Here is a 25,702-nt window from a genome sequence, read left to right on the forward strand (position 1 = left end):
CTCCCCGATCCGTATACAGCGAATGCCTTATTTCCTTACCGCTGAATAAGATCCAATTTCGTCAAATTACGATAGCTGATCTTCAAGCTCTCAAACGGATCTCTACGGCTCTGATCCTACTCAGCCGCTATTCCACCAGCCCGGTGCGCTCCACACCCTGGATGAAATATTTTTGCAGGAACAAATAGACAAGTAACAGCGGAGCGACGACAAGGAACGTGGCCGCCATTACGGTCGGCAGACCAAACGTTTCCATCCCGTGCGTAGCGGATGTTTCGTTCAGCGATTGGTACAGCCGCGGAAGCATCATCGGCAGCGTGTATTTGTCCTCCGAAGTCAAATAGATGTTAGGTTCGAAGAAGTCGTTCCAGTGCCATACGAGTGACAGCAGCACGGTTACGACGATGGCCGGCGTCGTCAGCGGTAAAATGATTCGCCAGTAGACTCGGAAACTGCCGCAGCCGTCGACGCGAGCCGCATCCTCCAGCTCCCAGGGCAAATTGCGGAACAGCTGACGGAAAATAAAGATAAACAGCGCCCCACGAAGTCCGTTAGCAAAAAATGCAGGTACAACGATGGGCGCGAACGTGTCCATCCAACCCATTGCTTTATACTGGATAAACAACGGAATGATCACCGTTTGCGGTGGAATGATGAGCGTAAACATAGCCAGCATGAAAAGCGCCTCACGCCCTGGAAATTTGATCCGGGCGAAGCCGTACGCAACGAAAGAGCAAGCAAGCACTTGACCGACAACACTGAGCAGGGATGTAGTCGCCGAGTTAAAAAAATGGTCCCAGTACTTGAGGCCGACGATCCCGTATGCGTAGTTTTGCCATGCCATGCTTGTCGGAATCCACTTGATCGTGAAATTCAGCAGGTCAGGAGGCGTTTTTAAGGACGTTGTAATCATATAGATGAACGGATAAAGAAAAACGAACGACAAATCGATCAGCAGGCAGTAAACGAAGATCCGGTACACGACGCCGAACCAGCGGCTTCTGCTCGCCAGCCGGCTCGCAGTGAGCCGCAAGAAACGGGGCATCCTTTCCAGAGCAGCATCAGGGTGCCGTGGCGCTGATATTCCGTCTGCGTTTTTCATAGACTTTGGTCACTCCTTTCATCGTTCTCCGGAATAAAAGATGAAGCGTCTGGACGCGGCGAATATGATCACAATGATCACAAAGACTAGCGCAAAATAGATCCATCCAAGCGCTGCCGCATAGCCGAGCTCAATCTTGACGAATCCGATATCGCGAATATACAGCATTATCCGGTTCGTTACATCGGTAAAGGAATCAACCAGCGTGTAAACCAAATTGAGTAAAATGACGGGCGATACGAGCGGAAGCGTGATTTTCCAGAACATCTCCCATTCGGTTGCCCCGTCACATTTAGAAGATTCGTACAGTGACGGCGAGATACCCTGCAGCCCAGCCAAAAACAGCAAAATCTGCACTCCTGTTTTCCAAAAGATCAGCGTCAGGCGGCTGAGCAGGTCAAACACAAACTGTGAGAACGCCGGCCCCATATAAATGAATGCGGACTCCGGCAAGCCGATCCCGTTTACCAGCGTTTTCTGGCCTACACCTGCATAAAGCAATTGCTGCAGAACCATACCTGAACCAATCAGCACCGGGAGGAAGAATGCGGCACGGAAAAACGCTCGACCTCTGATTCTATGGTTCAGCAAGATGGCGATGAAGAGCGAGAACACAATGATTAAAGGCGTGTTGATGACGGTGTCCTGAATGACAGAGACGAACAGTGGCACAAACTGCGGATCCAATACGAACGCATGTTTGAAATTCAACCAGCCGACGTATTTCAACTGAAAGCTTCCTACACCTTCCACATCATGGAAGCTTAACCACAACGAGTAGACGAGCGGAAAGACCATGAACAGCAGAAATCCGACGAGCCACGGGGAAATGTAGACGTAGCCGGCAAGCATTTTTTTTCGCTCCAAACCGATTCGCTTCACATTTACCCCTCCTTCGGCAAGACGGCGTAATTTTCTCCGGGTACGGAATGGCCGTTAATTTGAGTCGCGTCAGTTCCATAGTTGACGATAACGCGCGTTCCGTCCTCGTAGGTCGTTTGAAACACACGGTCCTTCAGCTTACGGTGGTCGACCATCGGCTGCGACCAGGAGATGCGGAGTTTATCGCTCATTTCTTTATACGTCTTGACAACGGTGTTGGACCAACTGCTGTAACGGGAGCTGAACAGGTCGGCAAAGAACGTGTCCTTCAGTTCGTCCGAGTGTTGATAAGTGAGCTGATAAAACGGCATATATCCATATTCCACCATTTTCAAGAATTGCATCTGCGGGTCGTGGAACAAATTCTGAGGTATGCCGGAATAAGGAATCACCCCGTGGATGACCATTTGGTAGAAGGGCACCGTTTCGTCCGTGAAGAAAAATCCGCTGTCCTGCATCCCCAAGCTGAAGATCCGGTCCGCGTAAGGAAGAACGTATGAATTCCCGCCTGTAACTGCCGCTCCGCCGAACTGAGAACGCGATTTGCCCATCATCTCCATCCATTCGGCGGCGGTTCCTTCACGAGTCAGCGGAAAAGTATCATTGTAATCAAAATAATTCATCGTTCCGAACGCATCGAATTGAATTCCTGAGATCGGCAGCGACTTTAAATTTTTGAGATAGGTGTTCTGGAAAAACAAGTTCCGCTTGCGGGCGTTCAACAAGAACGATACATTATACGGATCCGTGACCGGAAAATGATTCGCCCCCTTGATGACGTCATCGCGCTCCGAGAAGCTGCCGTTCGAGCCTCCCTTAAACGCATGTACAAAGTCGTCCGTCAAATACAGTCGCACACCATTCTCTTTGGCCATGCGTGATAATGCTTCCAGGCCGTTCATGCTGCCCAGCTGGGATGAAGCAGGAAGCTCCGAGGGCAGGAAGCCGAACCCTTGCTTGGTCCAGCCAAGCAAATTCGCAGATATCGATTCGATCCCCTTATCGTGAAGATCCTTCAAGATTTGTGCCGCTTGTTCGAATGTGGTTGTCGGCAAAAACCGGTCGGTTAGGATGCGCTGTTGTTTAATCCCCATCAGCAAGTCGACGCCGAGCGGAATAGGATCGCCTTTCTTCATTCGCGGAATCAGGCCCTTTTCTTTAAGTAAATAGCCGCGGTATGAGACGGCCATATGACTGTAATTGGCCTCATCCCCGCCATAGAACAGGTAACGTATCGTATGGTTTTCGCGCAGTACATTTTTCTCCGCCCGAACCGCCAAGTTCCCGTTCTGCTTCACGGCTTCGTAGGACCTGCGGTAAGTTAATTCCGCCGAAGTTCTGTTCAAGTTAATTAAATAGCCGCTGGGGGCATAAACGACGGATGAATCGAATTCTCCCTCCGTAATGATTCCCATAAAGGCGTTGTTCTTCACCTTCATACCGAATACTGGCAAATACGCATTTTCAGGCTGATTGTAGTCGTTAAACGAAATCTGATCGGAGCCGAATACTGCTGAGTGATAGGGCTCCATATATTGAGGATGATTCGGTTTGAAATAAGATATGGCCCCAGGCCCGTCAGGATAAAATCCGTATCCCTCGACTTCATCGCCGGCCGCTCCAAAGAACGGCAGCGGTGACAATCTCATGATCACGTACTCCTCCGATTCTTTGATTGAATCCGCCGGCACGTGAACCTCCAACCCGCCGTTATTCAGTTGAAATTGCATGGTGAAGCTCAGTTTCAGCTGCTGCAAATCGTAATGTACTGATATCCCGTTCTCTATCGGCTTCGACTCCATCTGCGGCTGCAGCAAGACCGAGTTCGACTCCAACACTTCCAATGTAGGCGTGTTCGGGTTCGTGTAGCTTAAATGGAAAATCGATTGGCTGTCCGACTTCCACAAATCGTTCCCGTCTACGTTGGCATCCTTAAGCGGATAGGCCGAACGCCAAACGTGTCCATCCCGTTTATCCTTAACCTGAAGGGCCGAATCCTGGGAACGGAAATACAGCTCCAACTGGTCGGTCTCTGCAGCCTTGGTGAATCCTTCATCCGACGGCAAACCGATAACTCCAGCGGCAGCAGCATCAGCTTGTTTGGCTTCCTGAGCCTCTGTTCCCCCGACGGACTGAGCGGGAAGGTGCTGACGAATTTTCATGGCAACGATGATGATAATCGCCAGCACGGCGATCCATAGGATCCGTTTGATCCAATTTTTCTTCATTTGTGAGGATGTCCTCCCCTCATTTGAACTGTAAATACAGCACTTCGTTATAAACATCCTTCACGAATATAACGACGTGGTTGGTCAGCGCAAAGATCAAGCCGATCGTCGCCCAACAGATGATGAGCGTAAACAGGCTCAACAGCGTGACCCCGATCGTTTTCTTAAGGGAATAGTCGTTCATTACGCCAAGATTGATGATCAATAACCCCCCGACCCACAGCCAGACGATCCATTTCAGCACAATGTACAAATACAGTTCGTCGCGTGTCAGCAGAAGTGTCACCGCTGCAATAGGGAGAGTAAATACGATGTAAGGGATCATGGAATAAGCTACTGCGAGCAGGACGTTGCCGAAGAAGGTTTCACCGTCCATAATCGATGTGATCAAATAACAACTGACCGCCCAAGACAGAAGCGGCAGGATGATACGTACGATTTCCAACACCATATTTGCATCTTCGGGCTGCAAGCTGCTGACGTGGAAGGATGTCATCAAGATGGATGCAACCCGCACGGCGAACGTTAGCAGCAGCAGGATGCATGCGGCAGTAAAGCTTCGATAGCCGCGCAGCTCGCGAAATCCGTCGGCCGGGTGGAACAAGACGGCTAAGCCGATCTCAAGCGGCCGCCGGACGCGTACCAGCACAGTAATATTCCCGCTCAATAGCCTAACCTCCTTACGATCATTTGGGCTAACCCACGGAGCCTCTTGAAGATAAAATAAAGAACATACAGCAGCAAGGCGAGAATCAGCAAAATCCAACCGAAGTGGTTCTTCATATATTGTCTGCGGTACTGCCCAAAGGCGTCGGAGTAGCCCTCCTGGTCCCCGGCCAGCTTAAATTCAGCCATCGATTCCTGCCACCGCTCCTGCTTATAGAGCGCCTTCGCCACCCCGCGATGCGCGAGTGGATAATTCTCATCGATCTGCAGCACCTCATGCCACGGCTTCAACGCTTCTTCATAACGTCCGTTGAAGTATAGCGCGCTCGCCTGATGAATCAATTCCGAGAAGCGCGTCGGTTCGAATACCTGAATGTTATTGCGGTCCCGGTCCAAAACGAAGATTCGCCCTTGCTGGTCGACCCCGATGCTCGAAGGATATTCAAACGTTCCCTTCACACTCCCGTGTCCGCCAAATACGGCGAGCAGATTGCCTTCCTGATTGTACTGGTAAATCTTCCGCGATGTGGCGTCCAATGCATTAATGATGCCATATTGGTCCACCGCGATGTCGACGAAATAAGGCATTGCCAACGAGCCGGATTCAATCGACTTCTCCCCGTAAAAGGTGTCTTTCTTAAAAATATTGGTCCCCAGCGCGTTTAATTTTTTAATTTGATCCTTATCGATGAGTACCGTCGGAGAATAGATGTATCCTTCCTCATCCATCGTCAAATTCGCATGCTGGGGCGGAACCGCTTTGCTCAGCTGCTCTTTCTGTTCCGGTGTCGCCAAAAGCCGGATGAGAAGCTGCTGCCAGCTGAAAGGAACGTGATTGGCCGCGAGGTAGCCGCGGAACTGATTGTTGGCGTCGATCATAATGAAACCGTTCGGGTCATTGCGATCCAGTACGTTCAAATATCCTCGCTTATCGATCAACACTTTGTTCGGTGAAAAGTTGGCGTTCCCTTTCATGAGGGACGTCTTCGGCCGAACGAACTCCTCAATTTTAGCGCCCTTCGGATCAAGGTGGATGATTTTTCCGTTTCCCGTATCGGCAACGAACATATCGTCCAATTCGTCGACGAAGATGCCTTCAGGTCCGTTAAGTTTCACCCCTTGTTCTTCCCCGAATATTCCGAGCACGCGGCCTTTCGGATCAAGTTTCACGATCCGGTTGTTGCCCGTATCGACCACGTACAAAAGTCCTTTCGAATCAATAAACAAGTCGCTCGCTTTGTTAAACGGTTTCTGGCCGATATTCATAATAACCTCTCCGACCGTATATGCTAGCGGGATCGGCACCCGGTAATCATGAAGCGGATCGCGTGTATAGGATATTTGCGGCATAGCGCGAACAGGTTCACTTACTAGCATCAGCAGAAAGACGAGGCAAAAGAAACATGCCGAGGCGCGTCGTAACATCGTCTCACCTCCTACGATTTAATGCCGGAGTACGCCATCGTATTGATCACCATTTTCTGAAATGCGAGGAAAATCAAGATCGGCGGCAAGGTCACGAGCAGCGTACCCGCGGCCACCGCTCCGGACCGGGCCACGGTGCCGGGTCCTCCGGCCAGCGTCTGCAAGGCAAGCGGAAGCGTCTTCATCGATTCGCTTGTCGTAAACACAAGCGGGGTGAAATAATCATTCCAGTTGGCGATGAATGCAAAAATGATCAGTGTGGCCCAAGCAGGACGGCATACGGGCATGACCACCCTCCAAAAGATACGCCATTCTGAGGCCCCGTCGATATGCGCGGCTTCAAGAAGAGCATCCGGGATTTGATCGATGAACTGCTTCATCAAAAAAATGTTATAAGCCACCGCCAGCTTAGGCAGTACGAGCGACCAATACGTATCCAGCATCCCGAGGTTGGAAATGACCATATAGGTCGGAATTTGCGTCACCTGGGGCGTGAACATGAGCGCTGAAATTATGACGGCGAATAAAGCGTTTGCTCCTGGCAGACGGTATTTGGACAATACGTAGGCGCCCAAGCAGCAGATCACGAGCGTCCCTACGACGATGGCAACGGAAACGAACACGCTGTTGAAGATGTACCTTGTGAAAGGTACGATCGAGGTATCCGTCGCCGTCAGCAGGTCGAAGAAGTTGCGCAGCGTCGGCTTGTGCACAAAGAACCGCGGCGGGTACAGAAACAGCTCGTCTAGCGGCTTGAATGCCGTGGAAACCATGTATACAATCGGCAGCGCGGTGAATGAGACAAGCGCCAGTATGAACAAATACAATAGAGCCCATTTCAACGATGTGCTCAGCTTTTCGGCGCGAATGATCGGCATACGCCCACTCCCCCTCACTCGTCTTTGGACGAAAACAGTCTCATAGCGATCCTTCCGAGGCCGAAGGTCACGATAAACAGCACGGCGGCGATGGAGGACGCGTAGCCAAGCTCAAAGCGGATAAATGCATAATCGTAGAGATGGCTGATAATCGTGTGGCCGGCATAATTCGGGCTCGGCATGCCAGCCATCGCCACGGCGATATCGAAAACACCGAACGAGGCCACGATCGCGTTGACCGCCCCGAACAGCATTTGCGGCTTCATGAACGGAACAGTGATATACCAAAGCTCCTGAAACTTATTGCGGATTCCGTCGATTGATCCCGCCTCGTACAGCTCTTTTGGGACGTTCTGCAAACCCGCCAGAAAGACGAGAAATCCGGTTCCCATACTCATCCAGAGAGATACAATGATAACGACCGGAAGGATCGTCTTCGGATTATCTACCCATAGCACCGGCTCGCTGATGATGCCCCAATTGAGCAACCAGTGGTTCAACATTCCGTAGCGGTCACCCGAGAAAATATACAGCCATACGACCGAAAGCGCGATGGAACTCGTAATGGAAGGCACATAAAAGGCAAACGCGAATATCGATCGGCCGCGCAGGTTATTGATCACCCAAGCGAGCATGAAGGATAACAAATAGCTGACTGGTCCGGTAACGACGGAAAAGATGAACGTATTTTGAATCGCCTTGATAAAGATGTCGTCATCCAGGAACAAGATCTTATAGTTGGTCAGTCCGATCCAGCGTGCTGGTTGAAGCATATTATAGTAAGTAAAGCTCAACCGAATGGAATCAAGAACCGGAATGACCGTAAATAGGATGAAAAGAACCAGGAACGGGCTAAGGAACAAGTAACCGGTTAGCACCTTCTTCCAACGCGGCGACAATCTCAGAATGCTTCGTTCCCGGCGCTGCAGCGCAGGTCGTTCCGTCTGTGCAGTAGGAATACCGCTTTGCATACCGTTTCCCTCCTCTCGTGCGGTATATTAGGGAGAAACTCCGAATTCTTTTTGCTTCGCTTCAAGTTCTTTGTTGATGTCTTTGACTGCTTGCTCCAGCGACTCCCTCACGTTCTCACCGCTTAACACAACCCTGTTCCACGCGTTGGCAATATGCCTTGTCGTGAAATAACCGCCAGGGACGAACGGCTGCTCCTTGAAATATTTCCACCCTTCGCTTAGTGCCTTCAGATCTTCCTCCGGCCACGGAAGTTGCGAGAACGCCTCCATATTGGCTGTGTTCCAGCGCGCCTCTACGCCGAGCAGCGCTTCCAACTCCCTGCCGAACTGGGCCTGCACATCCTTGTTGGTCCACCACTTCAAAAACTCCCAAGCTTGCTGCTGCTTCTTCGACTGCTTAAATATAACGACGGATTGAATCTGGCCTCCCGCAGTATGGTCGATTTCTCCGTTCGCCTGAGCGTGTCCGGGCGTGGCGGCAATCCCCCAGCGTCCCGCCAATTCAGGCGCCGCTGTCGACAGCAGAACGTAGGTCCAATAGCCCGATATGCCGATAGGCATTTCCCCCGTCCTGAACCGGTTAAACAGATCGGCATAGACGGGAAACTTATAGTTGGTATAGAGCTCCGTCCATTCTTTAAAGGCTTTGTAGGCTTCAGGAGTACTCAGTCCGGAACTTTTACCGTCCGCCGTATAAAATTCACCTTTGTTTTGATACAAAAAAGTTGCAAAGCCGAGCGGCGAACGGTCCTGCGGATTGGTCGGCGGGTAATAAAACTGCATGCCGTTCTGCTGCAGCACGGGTATCATTTGACCCACTTGATCCCACGTCTGCGGGACGGACAGCCCGAGCTCCTTCAAGATATCTTTTCGATAGATCAAAATGTTGAAGTCCTGCGTCTCCGGCAGGGCGTACACGCCTTTGTTGTATCGGAAAGGCACCATGGCTCCGGGGAGGAACTGTTTCTCTACGCTGTCATAGCCCGGCAGCTTCGACAGATCCACGGCCGCGTCCCGAATCGCAAACTCAAGCGGCAGCTGTTCGCCTACGCCGGTGGCGACATCCGGCGCTTTGCCTGAGCTGGCGGCCAGAAGAAGCGTGTTGACCGAGCCGGAGTTCAATTGGCCGGCGGGAAGCGTGTTAATGTTCACCCGAATTCCCGTCTTTTTCGTGAAATCCGATTCAGTCATTTCTTTCATGATTTCGGCCCATTCCCGGCCGCGACCAACCCAAACGTCAAGGATGTCATCGTCTCCGTTTCCACTGGCCCCGCCCTTATACACGCTGCCGATACCGGTGTAATCTTTGCGGAACGATGTAAAAAAGTTCTTTAACGTGCTGCCCATTTTTTTCCACATGCTGGATTTGACGCCAGGCCATTTCACGTCGGGAGCGCTGATCATGAAATAATCCATGACAAGCGGCTGATTTTGCAGATCGATCAACCATGTACCCAAATTTGTTAAGCTGTTATTCAAATCGTCCAACTGACGTGGAATCGAGTCCGGTTTGGCGACCATGTGATCAAACAAGTTTTTCATCATCAGCAAGCTGTTCGCCATACTCGTATCTTCCTGAGAAATCGCGCGTAATGCGTCGATTTGCAGACCGAGATTGCCGGCTAACGCCTGAATTTCTTCTAGCAGTCCTGGGATGCGCTTGTCCAGCTCGTATTCGTAATTCGGATCGGGCGTAGGTCCGGTTACCATAATAATCCGTCGGATGATGTCAGAAAGCTTCTTCGATTCCGTAGCCAGCGATTCGACGATCGGCTGGAAAGGTCCGATTTGTGCTACCATCGTTAGCTTGTGCTCACCTTTTGTTAAATGCACAAGATACGGCTCGTTCGCGCTTTTGCCGAGCGTTTCGATACGCCAATCACGGGAATATGTAAAAGGATAAAGCTCCAGCTCCTTAAAAGGCGATTTGCCGTCAATCTGGATTTGCCGATAGGAAGGAAGCCCGTTTCCCCACCACTCGCCTACTTTCAAGCCGATTTTGTAAAGGCCGTCCTCCGGAACCGTGAAGCTCCAGGTCGCGGATTGTCCGCCTTTACGCCAGCGCCAATCGCCGAACACGTTCAGCCGGAATTTCAGCTCGCTCGCAGGCTCGACCAACGGATCGCCATTCGATTCCCTGCGGATGGTGGGATCGGATTTGACCGGATTGTTTTCTGCCTGAACCTTGATGTCCACCTTGCTGACCGGCTTGAGCCCGGAAGCGTCGTAAGAACTTTTGACCTTGACGTAATCCGGTGTTTCCGACGCCGGAGCAAGCCGGATCTGACCGAATGAAACCGGCTCCTGGATAAAGCCCATGCGAATGACATGCTTGCCTGCGCTTAACGAGAACTGAAAAGGCTCCGCATACAATCCGTTGCCGTCCGTCAGCGGAGCGCTGACCCAAGCAGCCTTCTCGACTTGGCTCGGCCGTACGTCATCACCTTGGTTATTCTGTGTTGGTTCCCCTTGATCCGCCCAAATTCGGTAAAAGTATAATCGTTGAGTTTCGCGAAAAGGGGCTTCGCCGTCAATGAAAAGCGACCGTTCGATGGGCAGCCGTTTACCGGGCATTGGATAATAATCGAAGGTCAGGTTATAAAGGCCGCTTGCAGGAACATCGACGGTCCATTCGATCCAATCCGTGCCTTTCTCCCAAACGAGTGTCGGCTTGGATCCGTCTCCTACCACTTGGGAAGCAGGAGCCGTACCTCCGAAGGCCGAATAGGAATTGGCAGGATGTATGATCTCCTTTACGGAGTCCAGGCTGTTACCCGTTTGCTTGTAATGCTCGGCAACCTGCCTATAAGTCGGTTTTGAAATGGAATCCACATCAATTTGATCTGATGCGGCCTTGCTTTGGTTGCTATAGCGGTCTCGAAGCCGCTCCGAAGCTTCCATAGGCTGGATTGCGCTTCCGATCGTCACGCTAAGCATCATGAGTGTCAGCGCGATGCCCGTTATTTTCTTCCAAATCGAGCCTCTGGGGAAAATGTGAATCAATCATGTTCACCCCGTCTCTTTCATGATTTCATGCGATGCCCTATACACCAAGGGCGATACCCCTTCCGATAGGATAAAGAATGACATCTGCGTATTCACGTTCATATCGGTTTGAATCGTAATGCTCTGGAAGGCGGCTATTTCCAGCAAACGATCGTTTCGCCGCTTAATGCATCGGATTGCGGTCCGCACAGAAATAAGACGATGTTCGACATATCTTCCGGCTGCGCGATGCGCTGCAGACGAGAGAGATGTTCTTCACTTTCCACGCTCCGCGTAGCGAGGAAACGGGCCGTATAGGTCGCCGTCGGCGAGATGCAGTTGACATTGACGTCATACGGACGCAGTTGTTCGGCTAAGCTGCGCGTGTATTGAGAAATCCCCATTTTCGCCGCAGCGTAGATAATGCCCTCCCGGACGGGGACATGTGCGGCAAGCGAACCCACGTTCACGATTTTTCCGGAGCGCCGCTCCCGCATATGAAGTCCGGCAAATTTACAGGCGTACAGGGTTGACAGCAAATTGCGTTCTACGACCGCTCGAATGTCTTCCACGGAAATATCCAGGCAGTCGTTCGGATTCGGGCGAGGCGTTCTAAACCCTATATCTCCTCCGGCGTTGTTGACCAAAATATCAAGCGACCCGAACGCCCGAATGGACTGCTCGATGAGATCTTTCACTTGCGCCGGGTCGGATACGTCTCCGGGAATAAATGTAGCCTTAACGCCAAGCTGAGCAATTTCTTTAGCCACGTCGCTGCCCGACGGCGCTTCATTGAATTGTGCCGCCGCCTCGTTATTGACATCGTGTATGATGACATTGGCTCCCGAACGTGCCAAATCCAAAGCGTACTGCTTGCCGAGGCCTCTGCTGGAACCCGTTACAAGAGCGTTTTTGCCTATCAAATTTATCGTTGACATTGTAGTCACCTCACCCTAAGATTATTCACTGTTTATTCGCAGCCTCGCCAGGACGGCCTTGATACAGCTTGGTCTTGGGGCCGCTTTCTTGATCCCGTTGCTGAAGTAGCCATAACAAATTGCATACTAGGTCTTATCGAATTGACTACAGTCAAGATTAGAGTTCGATAAAATTATTTTCTTGAACCTCTTGCTCGGCTGAGAGCGGAATACGGAATGTCTTGATCTCGCATTTCCCGAATCGTGCGCTCCATTTCCGTTCAAGCATGGGAATTTCTATCGTTGCTGATGCTTCTTTGCCCGAGGTTTCGTAGCAGCGTAGGATATAGCCCTGTCCGTCCTCCGCTTTTTTGAATGCCGTGACGACAATTTGCTCCGAGGAGACCCGAATCCCTGCGAAACTTTGCGGCAGCACACCGCGATGATAAGTCTCCACGATAGAGACTGGCGGGACATTTAATTCGTAGGCTTTTTTTACAACCTGGGCATCCTGCCAACTGCCGGCGTGGGGAACCAATCCATAATTGAATTCCTGGACGCCTTGATCCATAAATTCGCACCATTCATCCCTGACGCCAAAGTGATCCGCAAAGATGGGACTGCGCACGACCGTCATCCTTACATCATTCTCGAATACATCGAAGCTGTATTTGCTGTCGTTCACTAAAGCCAATCCGTAAGTTTGATCCGCTGTCCCTTCCGTTAGGCCTGTGACGTCAATCCACTGCTGCCCCGGTTCTTCTTCCCCATTCGCGGGCCGCTCGATATGTCCGTACGGAATTTCATACGTGGCTTTCATTTGCTCTACGTTTACTGGAAATGAAAGCTTGAGCATTTTGTGCTCTTCGCGCCAATCTAATTTTACTTTAACCTCAATTTCGGGGCGGTCATGATATAGAATAAAATCTTGCCGCAGCACCGAGCGGTTGTAACGGTTCGTCACTCGAATTCTGGCGCGCAGAGGTCCTTTTTCCAGCAGGCGAATCTCAGCATCCGCAAATTTGCCGATTTCGTTCCGGAACTTACAAATGCCATGGCTCCATGTGTCACTGTCGTGCTCGTCGATGACGACCGGTACGGCGCCTCTGCCTTTGAGCACGTCTTGCCCCTGCCTCTTATCGATCAACCGTTTGATATACCCGGTATGTGGCTCAAGCTCCAGTCGGACGTAATCGTTTTCCAGCACGTTCTCTTCTGTTTGCAGCGCTAAATGAGATGCCTCCGCTTCCTGCGGCTTGTCTCTATACATCCAGTAGACACGGTACCCGAAAGCGGGAATTTCGCCCATAAACAAGGTGTCCCACTTATCGGCGGAACCGTTCGTTCTGGAGCCCCTCACCGTTTGCACGCATACCGGAGTTCCCTGATCGTCCGTGATGCCTCGTACGTTCTTGTTGACTTGAATTGGCGCCTTGATGTCCCAGGAGAGCGGGTTGAAAACGACGAGCGGAATTCCCTTGTCCTCCTGCTCCCAAAGCACCCAATCCTTGTCCTTGCTTAACGAGGTGACGCCTTCCCGCATCGTATTGATGGACCACGATATTTTTTGCACTGCTGCGTTCAGTGCGACCGAAGCGATATGAAGGGATTCGCCATATGCCTCGCGGGCGTCCTGATAAGCCTCCTTAATGCTGCAACCTCCCATAATATCGTGGAAATGGTTGAACATGACATTTTCCCAGCCGTGCTGCAGCTTCTCACCCGGGTATGGCAGCGCAAGCAGGTGATGGGCCATGGTTACGAATTTCTCCGCAGTAAGCAAGCGGTGTTCGGCACGGCGGTTGTTCGCTTTCGTTTCGGCATGGGTAGAATAACACCCGCTCGCATGGTGCTGAAGATCGTCCCTGTGAATCGGTATGGAAGCGCTTTGCAAAGCACTTATTTCCGAAAAATAGCGGTTGGGCGAGCTTAAGACGATTTTACCCGCGCCAAGCTCTTCCTGAAGACGATGAATCGTCTGAAGATTCGCGATCGTAGGTCCGCCCCCGTGGTTGCCGACACCATAAAAATTCATATAGCTGCATTCATGCTGCTCAGCTAAAGCTGCCACGGCGCGCGTCTTTTGTTCAACAGGATCGCCGTCCTTCCACCAGTTGCCGTAGCTGAAAGGGATTCGGAAGGTCATCACACGGCTCCCGTCGCCGCTTTCCCACCAGAACAAGTCGCTGTCCATCTGCTTTTCATGCTCTCCTGGCCGCATAAATACATAGAAATCCATACCGCTCTTCTTTAACAATTGCGGTATCATACCATGGTGCCCGAACGAATCGACGTTATAGCCGACTTTGGCCGTGACGCCGAATTTCTCCAAGTAGTACCTTTGGGAGTAAAGGCTATGGCGCGCGAACGACTCCCCCGAGGGGATGTTGCAGTCGGGCTGGATCCACCAGCCCCCGACTACAACCCATCTTCCTTCCTCAACCCTTTGTTGGATCTCCACGAACATTTCTGGAGCGTTCTCTTCCACCCATTTATAATAAGCAGCGCCGGCGCACGTAAAGATAAAATCGGGAAATTCCTTCATCCGGTCCAGCGCAGAGCGGAACGTCGCCTTGATTTCCGCATAACCCTCCTGCCACTGCCATAGCCATACCGGGTCCAAATGTGCATTACCGATCATATAGATGCGGGTCTCTTGCGACAAAATCTTCTCCACCTTTAGCAACTCTTGCCGTTATTTGAAATACAGCGCCAAATGCTCCGCTGCCTTGACAATGCCTTCCCGTTCCTTCTCCAGCGTTCCCCAGAACCGGTGATCCTCGAGCTCGATGCTGACTGCGCCTTGATAGCCCAGACGGTCAAGTCTCACGGCGACTCTACTCCATTCCACCGCGCCGTGTCCGGGAATCGTATACCGCCACGAGCCTTCGGAGAATCCGTATTTCGCGCCGAAAGTCGCCGGCAAGACGCCGCATTCGTACAACTCGTCATGCAGAATCTCCGTATCTTTCCCGTGGCAATGGTTGATTCGTTCACCGAATTCTGTCAAAGCTCTTAAATAATCGATACCGAGCCGCACCATATGGGAAGGATCGTAATTGAGGCCGAAATGCTTGGAAGGTATCGCTTCAAACATAGCCCGCCACATCTCTGGCGTACATCCGATCGTCGGATAGTGGGGAGCCGGTCCTGGCCAGCCCTCGATAGCCATGTAAACCCCTTCGCGCTCGGCGTGACGAACAAGCTCCGGAAATGTGTCTTTCCAAATGGCGAAGCTCTCCTTGCGGGGCATCGTGTGATCCTCAGGCACAAGACACATGAACATCACCTTTGCGCCGAGCGCAGACATGTCGGTCATCTGCTTCTTGACCGATTCCACCGCTGCCTCCCGTCGGGCTTCATCTTTACTTAACAGTTCGGCAGTCTTTGCCGCATCGACGGAGCCGATGCCAATTCCTGCCGTGTCGCACACTTGCTTGACTTCAGGATTCAGCTTACTAACGTCAAGCACGTCCAGGCCTGCTGTAGCGGCCCAAGCGGCAACTTGCTCCAACCCTTCCGCGCCGATCTTCGGCGGAATGCGCATTCCGATTTGTACGTTCATATATTGTTCTCTCCTTTTTTTGGGTTCGTTCTACTATTCAATAAGGTTTATATCCAGCCGCTTGATAAATCATTTCTGTGAATTTCACGACTTTCAGCGCAAAGGAACCGGGCACTTTTACTTCATGGCGTCCAAGGATCGCGTCAATAAAGCTCTTATCCTGATTCGTCGTTTGCTTCGGCAGCTCCGGAACGACAGGCTCCTCGTGCAGGCGTCGGATCGTAATTTTGCCGTTGTCGTAGAAAATGCCGCCTTCTTCGCCGCAGAATACGTAGGTCTCATGCCAGCACGGTGCGTAGCCGACAACGTTGAGTCCTGCTACAGCGCCTTCGGCGAAGCGGATCGAAGTAAAGGAGTCGATCTCCACCGGGGCTCCCTGCAAATGTAGACTCGGCTTAACTTCAACCGGAGTAAGGCCCGTCGTCCAGAGCAGCACGTCGATGATGTGGCTGCCGGAATCCATCAGCATGCCGCCTCCCGAAAGCTCCGGCACTTGTCGCCACAAGCCGGTTGTTCCCTGCTTCCATTCCTGGTACAGGGAAGCAGTGATCGAAGTCAGCTTGCCGATTTCTCCGTTTGCAATAGCGTCACGTATGAACAGGAACTCCGGCTGAAAATGGCGCTGATACGACACCTGAAGCACTTTTCCCGCCTTTTCTGCGGTAGTGATCAATTGCTCAGCTTCCTCCGACGAACAGGTCATCGGCTTCTCAATCAACACATGCAGCCCTTTATTCAGCACATCGGTCGCTTGCTGGAAATGCAGTGTATGCGGAGAGCAAATGACGACGGCGTCCAATTCCACCTGATCCAGCATGTCCTGATACTCCGAAAACTGTTTTACACCGGTAAGGCTAAACTTGGCGGCGAATTTCTCCCGGTTTTCGGAGCTCGTATCCGTAATCGCCTTTATTTCTACCTCTTTCAATTCCAACAATTGGCGGGCATGCCATTGGGAAATGCCACCTGTTCCGATCATACCTACACGAATTGTGCTCATGCTACTGCGCCTCCTGATTTATTTAATTCCTGAGAAAGTAATTCCTCGGATAAACGCCTTTTGAACGATGAAATAAAGAAGGATAATCGGCAGCGTAATCATGACTAGCGTAGCCATCATCATCTGCCATTCGGCCCCGTGTTGGGACTTGAAAGCCTGCATGCCGAGCATTAGAGTATATTGGTTCTCATCCGACAAGTAAATCAGCGGTCCCTGATAGTCCGTCCAGCTGCCCATGAACTGGAATAAAGCAATCGTCAATAAAGCGGGACGGCATAGCGGAAGCATGATTTGCCAATAAATGCGAAGTTCGGAAGCTCCGTCAATCCGGGCTGCGTCTTCAAGCTCTCTGGGCAAGCCCATGAAAAACTGCCGAAGCAGGAAGATGAAGAACGGGGCGCCGAAAAAGGCCGGCAGCCACAAAGGGATATTAGTCCCTACCCAGCCGAAGTTTTTGAATGCGATAAAAATAGGAATCATGGTTACCTGGTAAGGCAGCATCATGACAATGAGCGTAATCGCAAAAAGCGGCTTGGCACCCTTCCATGGAATTCTGGCTAAGCTATAAGCGACAAGTGGGCAGGAGAATAAAACCGCCACAGTCGCCAGACCTGCAATCGTAACCGTATTCGACAAATATTTAAAAAAAGGAATATAGTCAATCGCTTTAGGATAATTGCTCCATTCCATAACGCTTGGAATCCACACAGGCGGCCAGAGAAATAATTCGCTGTTCGCCTTGAGTGAAGTGGAAACCATCCATAGAAACGGCGACAGAAAAAAGGCGCCAACCACAATTAAAGAGACATGAGCAAATACTTTTTGAAAATTTCCAAGTCTAGTGCTTCCCATGACGGTTCCCCCTCCCTATTCTTTTCCTTGATAATGGACCCAGCGTTTCTGAGAGACAAAGATTAACGCCGTTAAAATGACCACGATTAAGAAAAGAATCCAGGCCATGGCAGAAGCATATCCCATCTTTAAATAGCCAAAACCGTTCGTGTATAAATACATCACGTAAAACATCATTGAATTGGCTGGTGTACCCTGTCCGTTCGTGAGTGTGTAAGGCAGAACGAAATTTTGCAGAGCGCCGATGGTGCCCATAATCAAGTTGAAAAAGATGACGGGCGTTAACAGGGGCAACGTAATGGTCTTCGTCCGCTGCCATGCGTTAGCTCCATCCACTTGGGCGGCATCATAGTAATCTTGAGGGATATCCTGCAGACCCGCTAAATAAATAACGACCGCTTGCCCTGTCCCCCACAAGCTCATTAGAATTAAGGATGGCTTAGACCAAGCTTCACTTCCGATCCATGGCGGTCCGGAGATGCCGATTTGATCCAGCCAATAGTTCACAAGCCCGAATTGCGGGTTTAACAGCCAGAGCCAAATGATCGTCGTCGCTACAGGCGGCACCAAGCTGGGGATAAAAAATAACGTTCTGTAAAAGCCTTGACCGCGTATTTTCAAATTCAGAAGGAGGGCTAGTCCTACACCCATCACTATGCTCAGCGGGACAAAAATCACCGTATAGTACAAGGTATTATAAATACTGATCCAGAAGACCTTATCTTGAAAAAGTGTCGCGTAGTTATTGAATCCTACGAATTTCCCCGACTCCAGGATGCTGTAGGAGGTTAAACTATAGTAAGCTGACATGAATAACGGAAAGGCGTGAAAAAGAAGCAAACCGACAATCCAGGGCAACGCGAAGATGAGACCGAACAGGCTGATCTTTTTCTCGAATCGGGTTTTCCTACTCTTGGCCACATCAACTAAAACAGTCATTTTTTTTGCGGAAGTTTCGATCGCAGGCATTCCTATTACCTCCTTTTTGCATTTCTATTCTGTGAGATTAACTTCTATCGAGGTCTTTTGAAGATGATGTGGTAAAAGAGGGAGGGCAAAGCATCCGCCCTACCCTCTATATTTTGACTTTAATGCTCGTTATAGGAATCAGTTGCTCTGCTTAGCCAATTCCGCATCTACATTCTTTTTCACTTCATCGAGAAGAGCCTGTGCGTCCCCTTTACCATGAATCGCCAAATCTTGTACGCGCATTGTTTCGTTCCAGAGGAAGGCGCCAGCCGGAGAAACAGGTCTAGTGAAGGCTGTCGGCATTCCATCAAGGAAAACTTTCAGATTCGGAATGTCGGCCAATTTCAATTGGTCGTTAACTGACGGCATAGCCGTAATATCGTTACCGGCATTTTTCCGCTTCGCCCAAAGAAGTGTACCTTCCTTATGCCCTACGAAGTTAACGAATTCCCAAGCTTCTTTCTCATGCTTGGAACCCTTCGGAACGACATACGACCAACCGCCGGCCCATGTCACCGGTTTAGCGCCTTCAGTCGCCGGCATCGGAGCGACACCCCATTCAAAGGTAGGCTTGTATTTCGCCAAATCGTTCAGAATCCAGTTGCCGTCGAACACGAAGCCGACCTTTCCCGTCCAGAACGGGTTCATGCCGGTTTGTCCCATGGCGTCGGAGAAGCTGGTCAAGTTGCCGATATCATACTTTTTCGCATAGTCGGCCATCCATGCGAGTGCTTTCACGTTCTGCGGGTCGTTGGGAGTCAAGCTATGGCTGCCATCCTCCCATTTGCCGCCCCAGTTCCAGGCTTGCGTATAGAAGAAGCCTTGGTTCATCCAAGGTATGAACCCAATTTGCGAGTATTTACCGTTGCCGCCTTTCTTGAAAACTTTCTCGGCCATTTGATCCAACTCTTGAATGGTTTGCGGCGGCTTGTTCGGATCAAGCCCAGCTTCTTTCATTAATGTCTTGTTGTAAAACATGGCCCGGGTGTCAGTTCCCCAAGGCAATGCGTACACTTTCTCTTTATAAACAGCTTCGGCCCAAAGTCCTTTATAATAATCATCCGCTTGAATACCGCTGCCCTTTACATAGCCCGTTAAGTCCGTCAAGGAGCCTTTCGCCGCCCAAGAACCGATCAAGAAGCGATCGAACAAGGCAACATCTGGGGGATTACCGCCTGCGATGGCGGTCAACAATTTATCGGAAGCTTGTGTTTGACCCGTAGTTTCAACGAATGTCATTTTCACTTTAATGTTTGGATGCTGCTTTTCGAATACATCGACAACATTTGCTTTGAAATCTTTTTGGTAATCTCCGCCCCACGGGAACCAGAAATCAATCGTAACAGGTGCGCCCGAGCCTTTGGCATCTGCAGTTTTGGTATCTGTAGCTTTCGCATCCGTTGCTTTGCTATCGCCGCCAGATGATGCCGTGTTCGTCGAGCTGCTGCAGCCGGTGATCGTCAAAGCCATCGCCAAGGTTGCCGCTAAAGGCAATGTTACAAACTTTTTACCCCTCTTACTCGCTTGTACCTTTTCATTGTTCATATTTTAACCTCCTCTTTGTCATATACTCGCTTCCGAGCACACCTTAATTGTATGCGTTTTCATACATGCTCGAAACGAGGGGATTTTTGTTTTTAGTGTGTTATTTTTGTGTGTTTATCTGATTACGGCAAAAACATACCTCTCTTATTTGGTAATAGGAAGTGACGAGCAACCATCTAACCAATGAAAGGTGTTTAATTTCGTTATCTTAATGGAATGACCAACGTGACTTTAGTACCAACACCAAGAGTGCTGTCTATGAAGAGCCCGTACTCCTTGCCATAAGCTAATTTGATTTGTGTATTAATATTTCTCAGCGCAAAATTATGTTCCCCGACTACCTCGTCGCTTTCCAGCACTTCCGTCAGCTCCGCCAATTTTTCGGATTCGATCCCGATGCCGTCGTCCTCAACTTCGAAATAAAGAATTTGTTGTTCCATTCTCCAACATATGTCCAACCGGCCGCTCCCCTGTTTATTTTCCAAACCGTGATAAATCGCGTTCTCCACCAGCGGCTGAAAGACGAATTTCAATACCCGGTAGTGCAGAATCGTCGGATCCATATTCATATTGACCATGAATTTGTCCTGATACCTCACCTTTTGTATGGACAAATAACTTTCCAGCAATTCGGCGCTTTCCTTTACGGTAAAAAAATCGTTTCCCTCGCTTAAACTGATCCGGAGATATTTGGACAAACCGAAGATCATCGTACTAATCTCATCAACTTTATAAATGCGGGAAATCCAGTGAATCGAATCCAGCGTATTGTATAAAAAATGAGCGTTAATTTGAGACGCCATCATCTTCAATTGGGTTTCTTTTTTTAATAGCTTCTGAATGTACACTTCATCGATTAAATTTTTGATTCTTGTGACCATCGTATTAAAACTGTGAAATAACATGCCAAATTCGTCGCTTCGTACATCCGTAATTTGCACGTCAAAGTCGCCTTCTCTCGCTCTGCGCATGGACCAGAACAGCTTCCTGACAGGCTTGTGCATTTGCTTGGCAAATACTAAGGCAAGCGCAATGGCCACAACGCTAAATCCAATGACAAGATAGACCGTATAGAAACCGATTTCTCTCGAATCGCTGACCAGGTTTTGGATCGGTGCCATTCCGACAAACTTCCAATCGGTTATCTTCGATCTATCGAAGACCACCATCATTTCTTTGCCATCCACCACGTAGGTTAAAAACCCGCTTCGTTCGGAAGGAAGATTCAGCCCGGAAGGCTGCATGAGACGGGAAGCATTCGAATCAGCTACAACCGTGTTGTTTGGATCGACGATAAACGTAGTGCCTTGCGCTTGAAAATCGACCTCAGACATAAAAAGCTGTATCGGTTCAGGATTAAACTCCATGATGAGCACACCTATGTTCTGATTGATATGGTCGAAATTTTTGAGCGCCCTACCGAGCACAAAGACCGGTTTAGCGTCTTCGTTGTTATTTTGTTTTATAAAAGTCGGACGAATGCCGTACCATACCACCTGACCGTTAGCAGCTATAATTTGCTTGTACCATTCTTGAGCTTGATCGTCTTTCCCAACCATTGGAAGCTCCGCAAAGCCATTGCTTGACAACCGATAGGAAGCGTTGCCAACACCCAAAATATAAATATTCAGAGTGTCGTTTTTCACGTTAACCAAATTGGACAAAAAATTGGAGATTTTCTGATTGTTGTGACTTTGATCATAGCTTTCCCGATATTCTCCGAGAATACCTTTCTGGATTTCTCTGTTACCGAAAACGATTAGAGACCGGTTAGCATACTCGTTCAATAACAATTCGAGACGTCTGTTAGCCTGCTGCACGGTTTGCAAAGCAACCTGCGATACTTTGGAACTAATAATGTCATTGGCTTTATGATAGGAGAGATAACCCATGATCATAATGGACATGGACATGCTGACAAAAAATAGAATAAACAATTTGTAGCCCACTGAACGCCATTTTAAATGCGCATGAAGATTCATACCGGCTCCCCCTCGGTCAGGTTACATATCTCCCAAATCCCTGTACTGGGCAGGTGTCATCCCCTCCTGGTCCTTGAACAACTTGACAAAATGCCGAAAATCCTGATAACCTACCTGCTCGGCGACCTCGTATATTTTAAGCGTCGAAGCTTTAAGAAGGTTCTTGGCCTTTTCCATCCTGAGGCGAATTAAATATTTGCTGAAAGTTTCGCCTGTTTTCTCATGGAATATTTTGCTGAAATAAGATGGATTCAAAAATAGATGTCCGGCAACCCGGTTCATGGTAATCGCTTCCGTACAATGCGCTTCCAAATACTTAATTGCCAGTTCTATGGACCTTTTTCGATTTCCGCAGGCATTGTGGACTTGTTGGTATTGGCGGACAACCGTCAACAATTCGTCTTTCAATTCCGACAAAGTACAGTAAGGAAGAAAAAATCTTTTACTGCTTGAGTACTGCTTGAAGGGGTAACTTGACTCCAGCTTCTTTTCAATTTCATATAGCAGAGCTGCCAATCCGTTTCGCAGCTGATGAGGAGGATATTTCTGTCGACTCATTTGCAAATGTGCAATCAGCTCATCAATCAATTCAATAAGCACCGCATCATCGCCCAATTTCACCACATGCACGAACCGGTTATCCCAACCGTTAGGCCCCGTATATTCCAGAACCTGCAGAGATTGAGGCTGCTCCAATCGCTCTGCTTCGTAAACCTTTCCGTAACCGTCATAAAACGCGTAAGCGCCAGCGTGAACAGCTTCTTGGAAAGATGCATGAAGGTGAGCGCTCTCGCTCATTCTGCTTATCCCGATATTGATCCCGATCCTCAAGTACCGGCGGCAAACTTCGATGAGGGATTCCATATCTTGTTCGCTCCAGCAGTTCCCCTCATAGAATGGGGACTGTAATATGACGAGATCTGTATCTTCAAGATGGTCCAAAGGGCATGTTATCGTCTTCCCCCCTGCATATTCAATTCCTTTAGCAATATTGCCTATGGCATAACGAAGCAAATAGTGCTCCTTCGGATTATAAGAATGCGGCCCCCAATCATACACTTTTACACATATCACTTTCAACCGACTGGGATCCAAATGGATGTTAAGCTGATCCCACAGAGACCTTAAATATTGATTTGAAGCGCTTTCATTCATTAGAAGCGTTTCAAAATACCTCTGTCTGGCCAGAGGTAAGCTTTCTCGAATGCGTCCCGACATCCGAATCAACTCACGATGATCTTCATTCTCGCGCTTGATTTGTGAGATGCATTTACGCACTATGTCCAGCATCTGCGTTTCTTCGATGGGTTTAAGAACGTAGTCGGACGCCCCATATCTCAGGGCCTTTTGGGCGGAATCGAAATCACTGTATCCGCTAATAATAATAATCTTTGACGGCAGATTGCGATTCTTGACCGTTTCAATGAAAGCAAGACCATCCATTCGCGGCATTTTGATATCCGTGATGATAATATCCGGTGTCAGGGTTTGAATTAATTGTAAAGCCTCTTCTCCATCCTCCGCTTCACCAAGTACTTCGATACCTTCCGCTTCCCAATCAATGGTTGAACGCAAACCTTGACGAACCCATCTTTCATCGTCAACGATCAATAAAGAATACATAAGCACTCTCCTCTTGTTTGATAGATAAGAGTTTCATCCTAAAATAATAAAACCGCGCTCCGCGCAGATCTCTATAGATATATGTTCTTGTCCTCTTACAATCATCAATATTTCCCTTACTAATCATTTAATCCCTTTCCACACAGAATTTGCTGCAACCTTTTTTCAACCCTTGACTCTCGAGTTTTGGATTGTTTGGGTTCAGAAAAATGAAGAAGGTATGCTCTTTGCCGTCCCGGCGTCAATGCTTCAAAAGCAGTTTTCAAGGCAGGGATTTCATCGAGTTTATTTTGAAATTCTTCAGGAATTATGTATGCTGTATTCTTTTTAAAATCCACTTCCAAACCGGCTTTTTCAACTTCAATGGCTTCATAAATATAGGCTTTCAAGATGGTTTCCATTTCATCTATTTCTCGAACATGGGTGAACCGAATCTGACGCGCCGCCTGTACATTCTCCGTTTGTTGGATTAGAATCCCATGGGCATCCTGAATAAAGCGCCTTTGTGAAACAGAAGCGCACAATAATCTTTAAATCCATGTATTAAAACTATGTTTTTTTCCTGAAACGTGTAACATGGATGCGTCCACTTAATTTCTTCGGTCAGCTCACAGTCAAGAACGATACTTCTCAACTTCTCAAATTCTTCCTTCCACTTTTTGGCTTTCCTTAAAAATCCATCAACCTTAGGATTCATTCTACTCTTTGTCATCAAGGAACACCCTCTCTAATTTTTCGATCAGCTGATTCATTCTACTACTAGTCATAATGTCATTTTAACTTTATTCACTAGTCTTGTCTAACGCTGGACGAGTCTCGTGCCCACGCCCTTCTGCACTTCTCCGATCTCTGTCGGGGATGGGATTAGGCCATTTATTAGATCATATTCTTGTTACTCGACATCATTTTTTAAGCCAACGTCATTACAATTGCAACAACAATCCAGATGATCTTTCTCATGGGAAAACAACTCTTTATCCAAAATAAAGTAGGGGAACCACTCTCATGGCTCCCCCCTTATCGAACCACACGTGCCCTACTAAGGCATACGGCTCACCAACGTGATTCAACTTGAACTTAGTATATAGCTAATCTCTGGGCATATTGCATTTTCCGAACGCGCTCAGGCGTGTAATATTCTTGTCCACGTTCTTTCATCTTTGCTAATCTACTGGTACTTTTCACTTTCTGTTTATCCTTCATATACTGGATGTAATTTTCTAATGTGTATCCATATTGTGCTTCATAGTAGAGCCAGAAGGCTGGAATTAGACCAACTCTGACAAAGAATTCGTTGTTCCACTTTGTTGTCATTGCATGCCCTTTTCTTTGACTCGGATGATCATGTATCATCGCTACTCGCAACCTTCGACGGACGTATCCATCTATGTCAAAGAGTTGGTTTCTGCACGCGTTGATGAAACAGTGACTTTCTTGACCGTGCCGTTTGTTTTCTTCCACGGCATGGTACAACGTTAGAAAGTAATTCACTTTCCCTCGGATGATCGGATTTACTCGTTCTATCCAAGTCTTTTTGTTCAGCGTCAGTGTTTTCCTTGTCTTTTCCTTGACCTTCTGTTTGAAATCTTTCCATGTGCTTTCTTTGGGTTTGGCTACGAAGTATTTCTTTCCGTCTTTCTTTCTCTCACGCCAATGTTCGAAGGTGAACCCTAAAAAGTCAAAGTCGTCATCTTTAAAATTCACGAACTTTGTTTTCTCCATGGCAACCTCTAGTCCAAGCTCTTGCAACGTTTCGCTTGTAATTTCAGCTGCCTTTTGGATCCCTTCTTCTGTCTTAGCGAATAGCAGAAGGTAAGTAGCCCGAGGGAATCGCACCCTCAGGCCCTCTCAGAACCGGACGTGAACCTCTCGGCTCATCCGGCTCCCATTATCCAGCCGTAGGCAGTATTCCCATCTGCCAGTGTGCAAACAGTTTAGGAAGATTCTTTGCAAGTCGTCCCATCCAATTTGTCGCCCTTGTCTTGTGCCTCTCCAGTTTCTTGTATTTCCTTCTTGCCCAATGGATGAGTGCCTCGTTCATATGGCGTAAAACGGGATAGAGCTGCGACTTGCAGAAGTGTCCATAGTAGTTGATCCACCCTCTAATCGAGG

At 49.0% G+C, this 25,702-nt stretch carries 19 protein-coding genes and 1 pseudogene; all 20 read right to left on the minus strand.

Annotated features, from left to right (window positions below):
• Positions 1-127: 127 nt before the first annotated feature.
• On the minus strand, positions 128-982 hold the full coding sequence (locus G519_RS0120325; protein ID WP_161632940.1) for a carbohydrate ABC transporter permease: 855 nt from the start codon (positions 980-982) through the stop codon (positions 128-130).
• 138 nt (positions 983-1,120) lie between these two features.
• A complete protein-coding gene (locus G519_RS0120330) occupies positions 1,121-1,984 on the minus strand; it encodes a carbohydrate ABC transporter permease (RefSeq protein WP_029196270.1) in 864 nt (287 codons plus the stop codon).
• 2 nt (positions 1,985-1,986) lie between these two features.
• The gene (locus tag G519_RS0120335) at positions 1,987-4,212 is read right to left on the minus strand and encodes a DUF5696 domain-containing protein (RefSeq protein WP_029196271.1); all 2,226 of its coding nucleotides are present in this window, start codon (positions 4,210-4,212) and stop codon (positions 1,987-1,989) included.
• Between the two features lie 19 nt (positions 4,213-4,231).
• Positions 4,232-4,861, minus strand: coding sequence for a Yip1 family protein (locus G519_RS0120340; protein ID WP_161632941.1), 630 nt, complete (start codon positions 4,859-4,861; stop codon positions 4,232-4,234).
• Between the two features lie 14 nt (positions 4,862-4,875).
• Positions 4,876-6,303 (minus strand): tetratricopeptide repeat protein, encoded by a 1,428-nt coding sequence (locus G519_RS50350; RefSeq protein ID WP_029196273.1) that lies wholly within the window; start codon positions 6,301-6,303, stop codon positions 4,876-4,878.
• An 11-nt stretch (positions 6,304-6,314) separates the two neighbouring features.
• Positions 6,315-7,199, minus strand: coding sequence for a carbohydrate ABC transporter permease (locus tag G519_RS0120350; RefSeq protein WP_244280162.1), 885 nt, complete (start codon positions 7,197-7,199; stop codon positions 6,315-6,317).
• Positions 7,196-8,152 (minus strand): carbohydrate ABC transporter permease, encoded by a 957-nt coding sequence (locus tag G519_RS43800; protein WP_036633495.1) that lies wholly within the window; start codon positions 8,150-8,152, stop codon positions 7,196-7,198. The genes G519_RS0120350 and G519_RS43800 overlap by 4 nt, the downstream gene beginning before the upstream one ends.
• A 27-nt stretch (positions 8,153-8,179) precedes the next feature.
• Entirely contained in the window at positions 8,180-11,155 is a 2,976-nt protein-coding gene (locus G519_RS43805; protein WP_051253536.1) for an extracellular solute-binding protein, read from the minus strand.
• Between the two features lie 137 nt (positions 11,156-11,292).
• Positions 11,293-12,075 (minus strand): SDR family NAD(P)-dependent oxidoreductase, encoded by a 783-nt coding sequence (locus G519_RS0120365; protein ID WP_029196275.1) that lies wholly within the window; start codon positions 12,073-12,075, stop codon positions 11,293-11,295.
• A 157-nt stretch (positions 12,076-12,232) separates the two neighbouring features.
• Complete coding sequence (locus G519_RS0120370) at positions 12,233-14,719, minus strand: alpha-mannosidase (RefSeq protein ID WP_029196276.1); 2,487 nt, start codon at positions 14,717-14,719, stop codon at positions 12,233-12,235.
• A 30-nt stretch (positions 14,720-14,749) separates the two neighbouring features.
• The gene (locus tag G519_RS0120375) at positions 14,750-15,619 is read right to left on the minus strand and encodes a sugar phosphate isomerase/epimerase family protein (RefSeq protein WP_029196277.1); all 870 of its coding nucleotides are present in this window, start codon (positions 15,617-15,619) and stop codon (positions 14,750-14,752) included.
• Between the two features lie 37 nt (positions 15,620-15,656).
• Entirely contained in the window at positions 15,657-16,619 is a 963-nt protein-coding gene (locus G519_RS0120380; protein WP_029196278.1) for a Gfo/Idh/MocA family protein, read from the minus strand.
• An 18-nt stretch (positions 16,620-16,637) separates the two neighbouring features.
• Entirely contained in the window at positions 16,638-17,471 is an 834-nt protein-coding gene (locus G519_RS0120385; protein WP_029196279.1) for a carbohydrate ABC transporter permease, read from the minus strand.
• Between the two features lie 15 nt (positions 17,472-17,486).
• Positions 17,487-18,440, minus strand: coding sequence for a carbohydrate ABC transporter permease (locus G519_RS0120390; RefSeq protein ID WP_084160248.1), 954 nt, complete (start codon positions 18,438-18,440; stop codon positions 17,487-17,489).
• A 138-nt stretch (positions 18,441-18,578) separates the two neighbouring features.
• Positions 18,579-19,985 (minus strand): ABC transporter substrate-binding protein, encoded by a 1,407-nt coding sequence (locus G519_RS43810; RefSeq protein ID WP_051253537.1) that lies wholly within the window; start codon positions 19,983-19,985, stop codon positions 18,579-18,581.
• Positions 19,986-20,188: 203 nt separating this feature from the next.
• The gene (locus tag G519_RS0120400; protein ID WP_029196281.1) at positions 20,189-21,967 is read right to left on the minus strand and encodes a cache domain-containing sensor histidine kinase; all 1,779 of its coding nucleotides are present in this window, start codon (positions 21,965-21,967) and stop codon (positions 20,189-20,191) included.
• 21 nt (positions 21,968-21,988) lie between these two features.
• Positions 21,989-23,590, minus strand: coding sequence for a response regulator (locus G519_RS0120405; protein WP_029196282.1), 1,602 nt, complete (start codon positions 23,588-23,590; stop codon positions 21,989-21,991).
• A 119-nt stretch (positions 23,591-23,709) separates the two neighbouring features.
• Positions 23,710-24,302, minus strand: a pseudogene (locus G519_RS43815) (YdeI/OmpD-associated family protein).
• Between the two features lie 365 nt (positions 24,303-24,667).
• Positions 24,668-25,426 carry a group II intron maturase-specific domain-containing protein gene (locus G519_RS43820; protein ID WP_051253538.1) on the minus strand — a complete coding sequence of 253 codons (759 nt, stop codon included), beginning with the start codon at positions 25,424-25,426 and terminating at the stop codon, positions 24,668-24,670.
• 52 nt (positions 25,427-25,478) lie between these two features.
• Positions 25,479-25,702, minus strand: a 224-nt coding sequence (locus tag G519_RS49110; protein WP_029196283.1) for a group II intron maturase-specific domain-containing protein, incomplete at its 5' end; no start/stop codon positions are given.

Origin of the sequence: Paenibacillus alginolyticus DSM 5050 = NBRC 15375, assembly GCF_000422905.1 — a bacterium.
Lineage (GTDB): Bacteria > Bacillota > Bacilli > Paenibacillales > NBRC-103111 > Paenibacillus_E > Paenibacillus_E alginolyticus.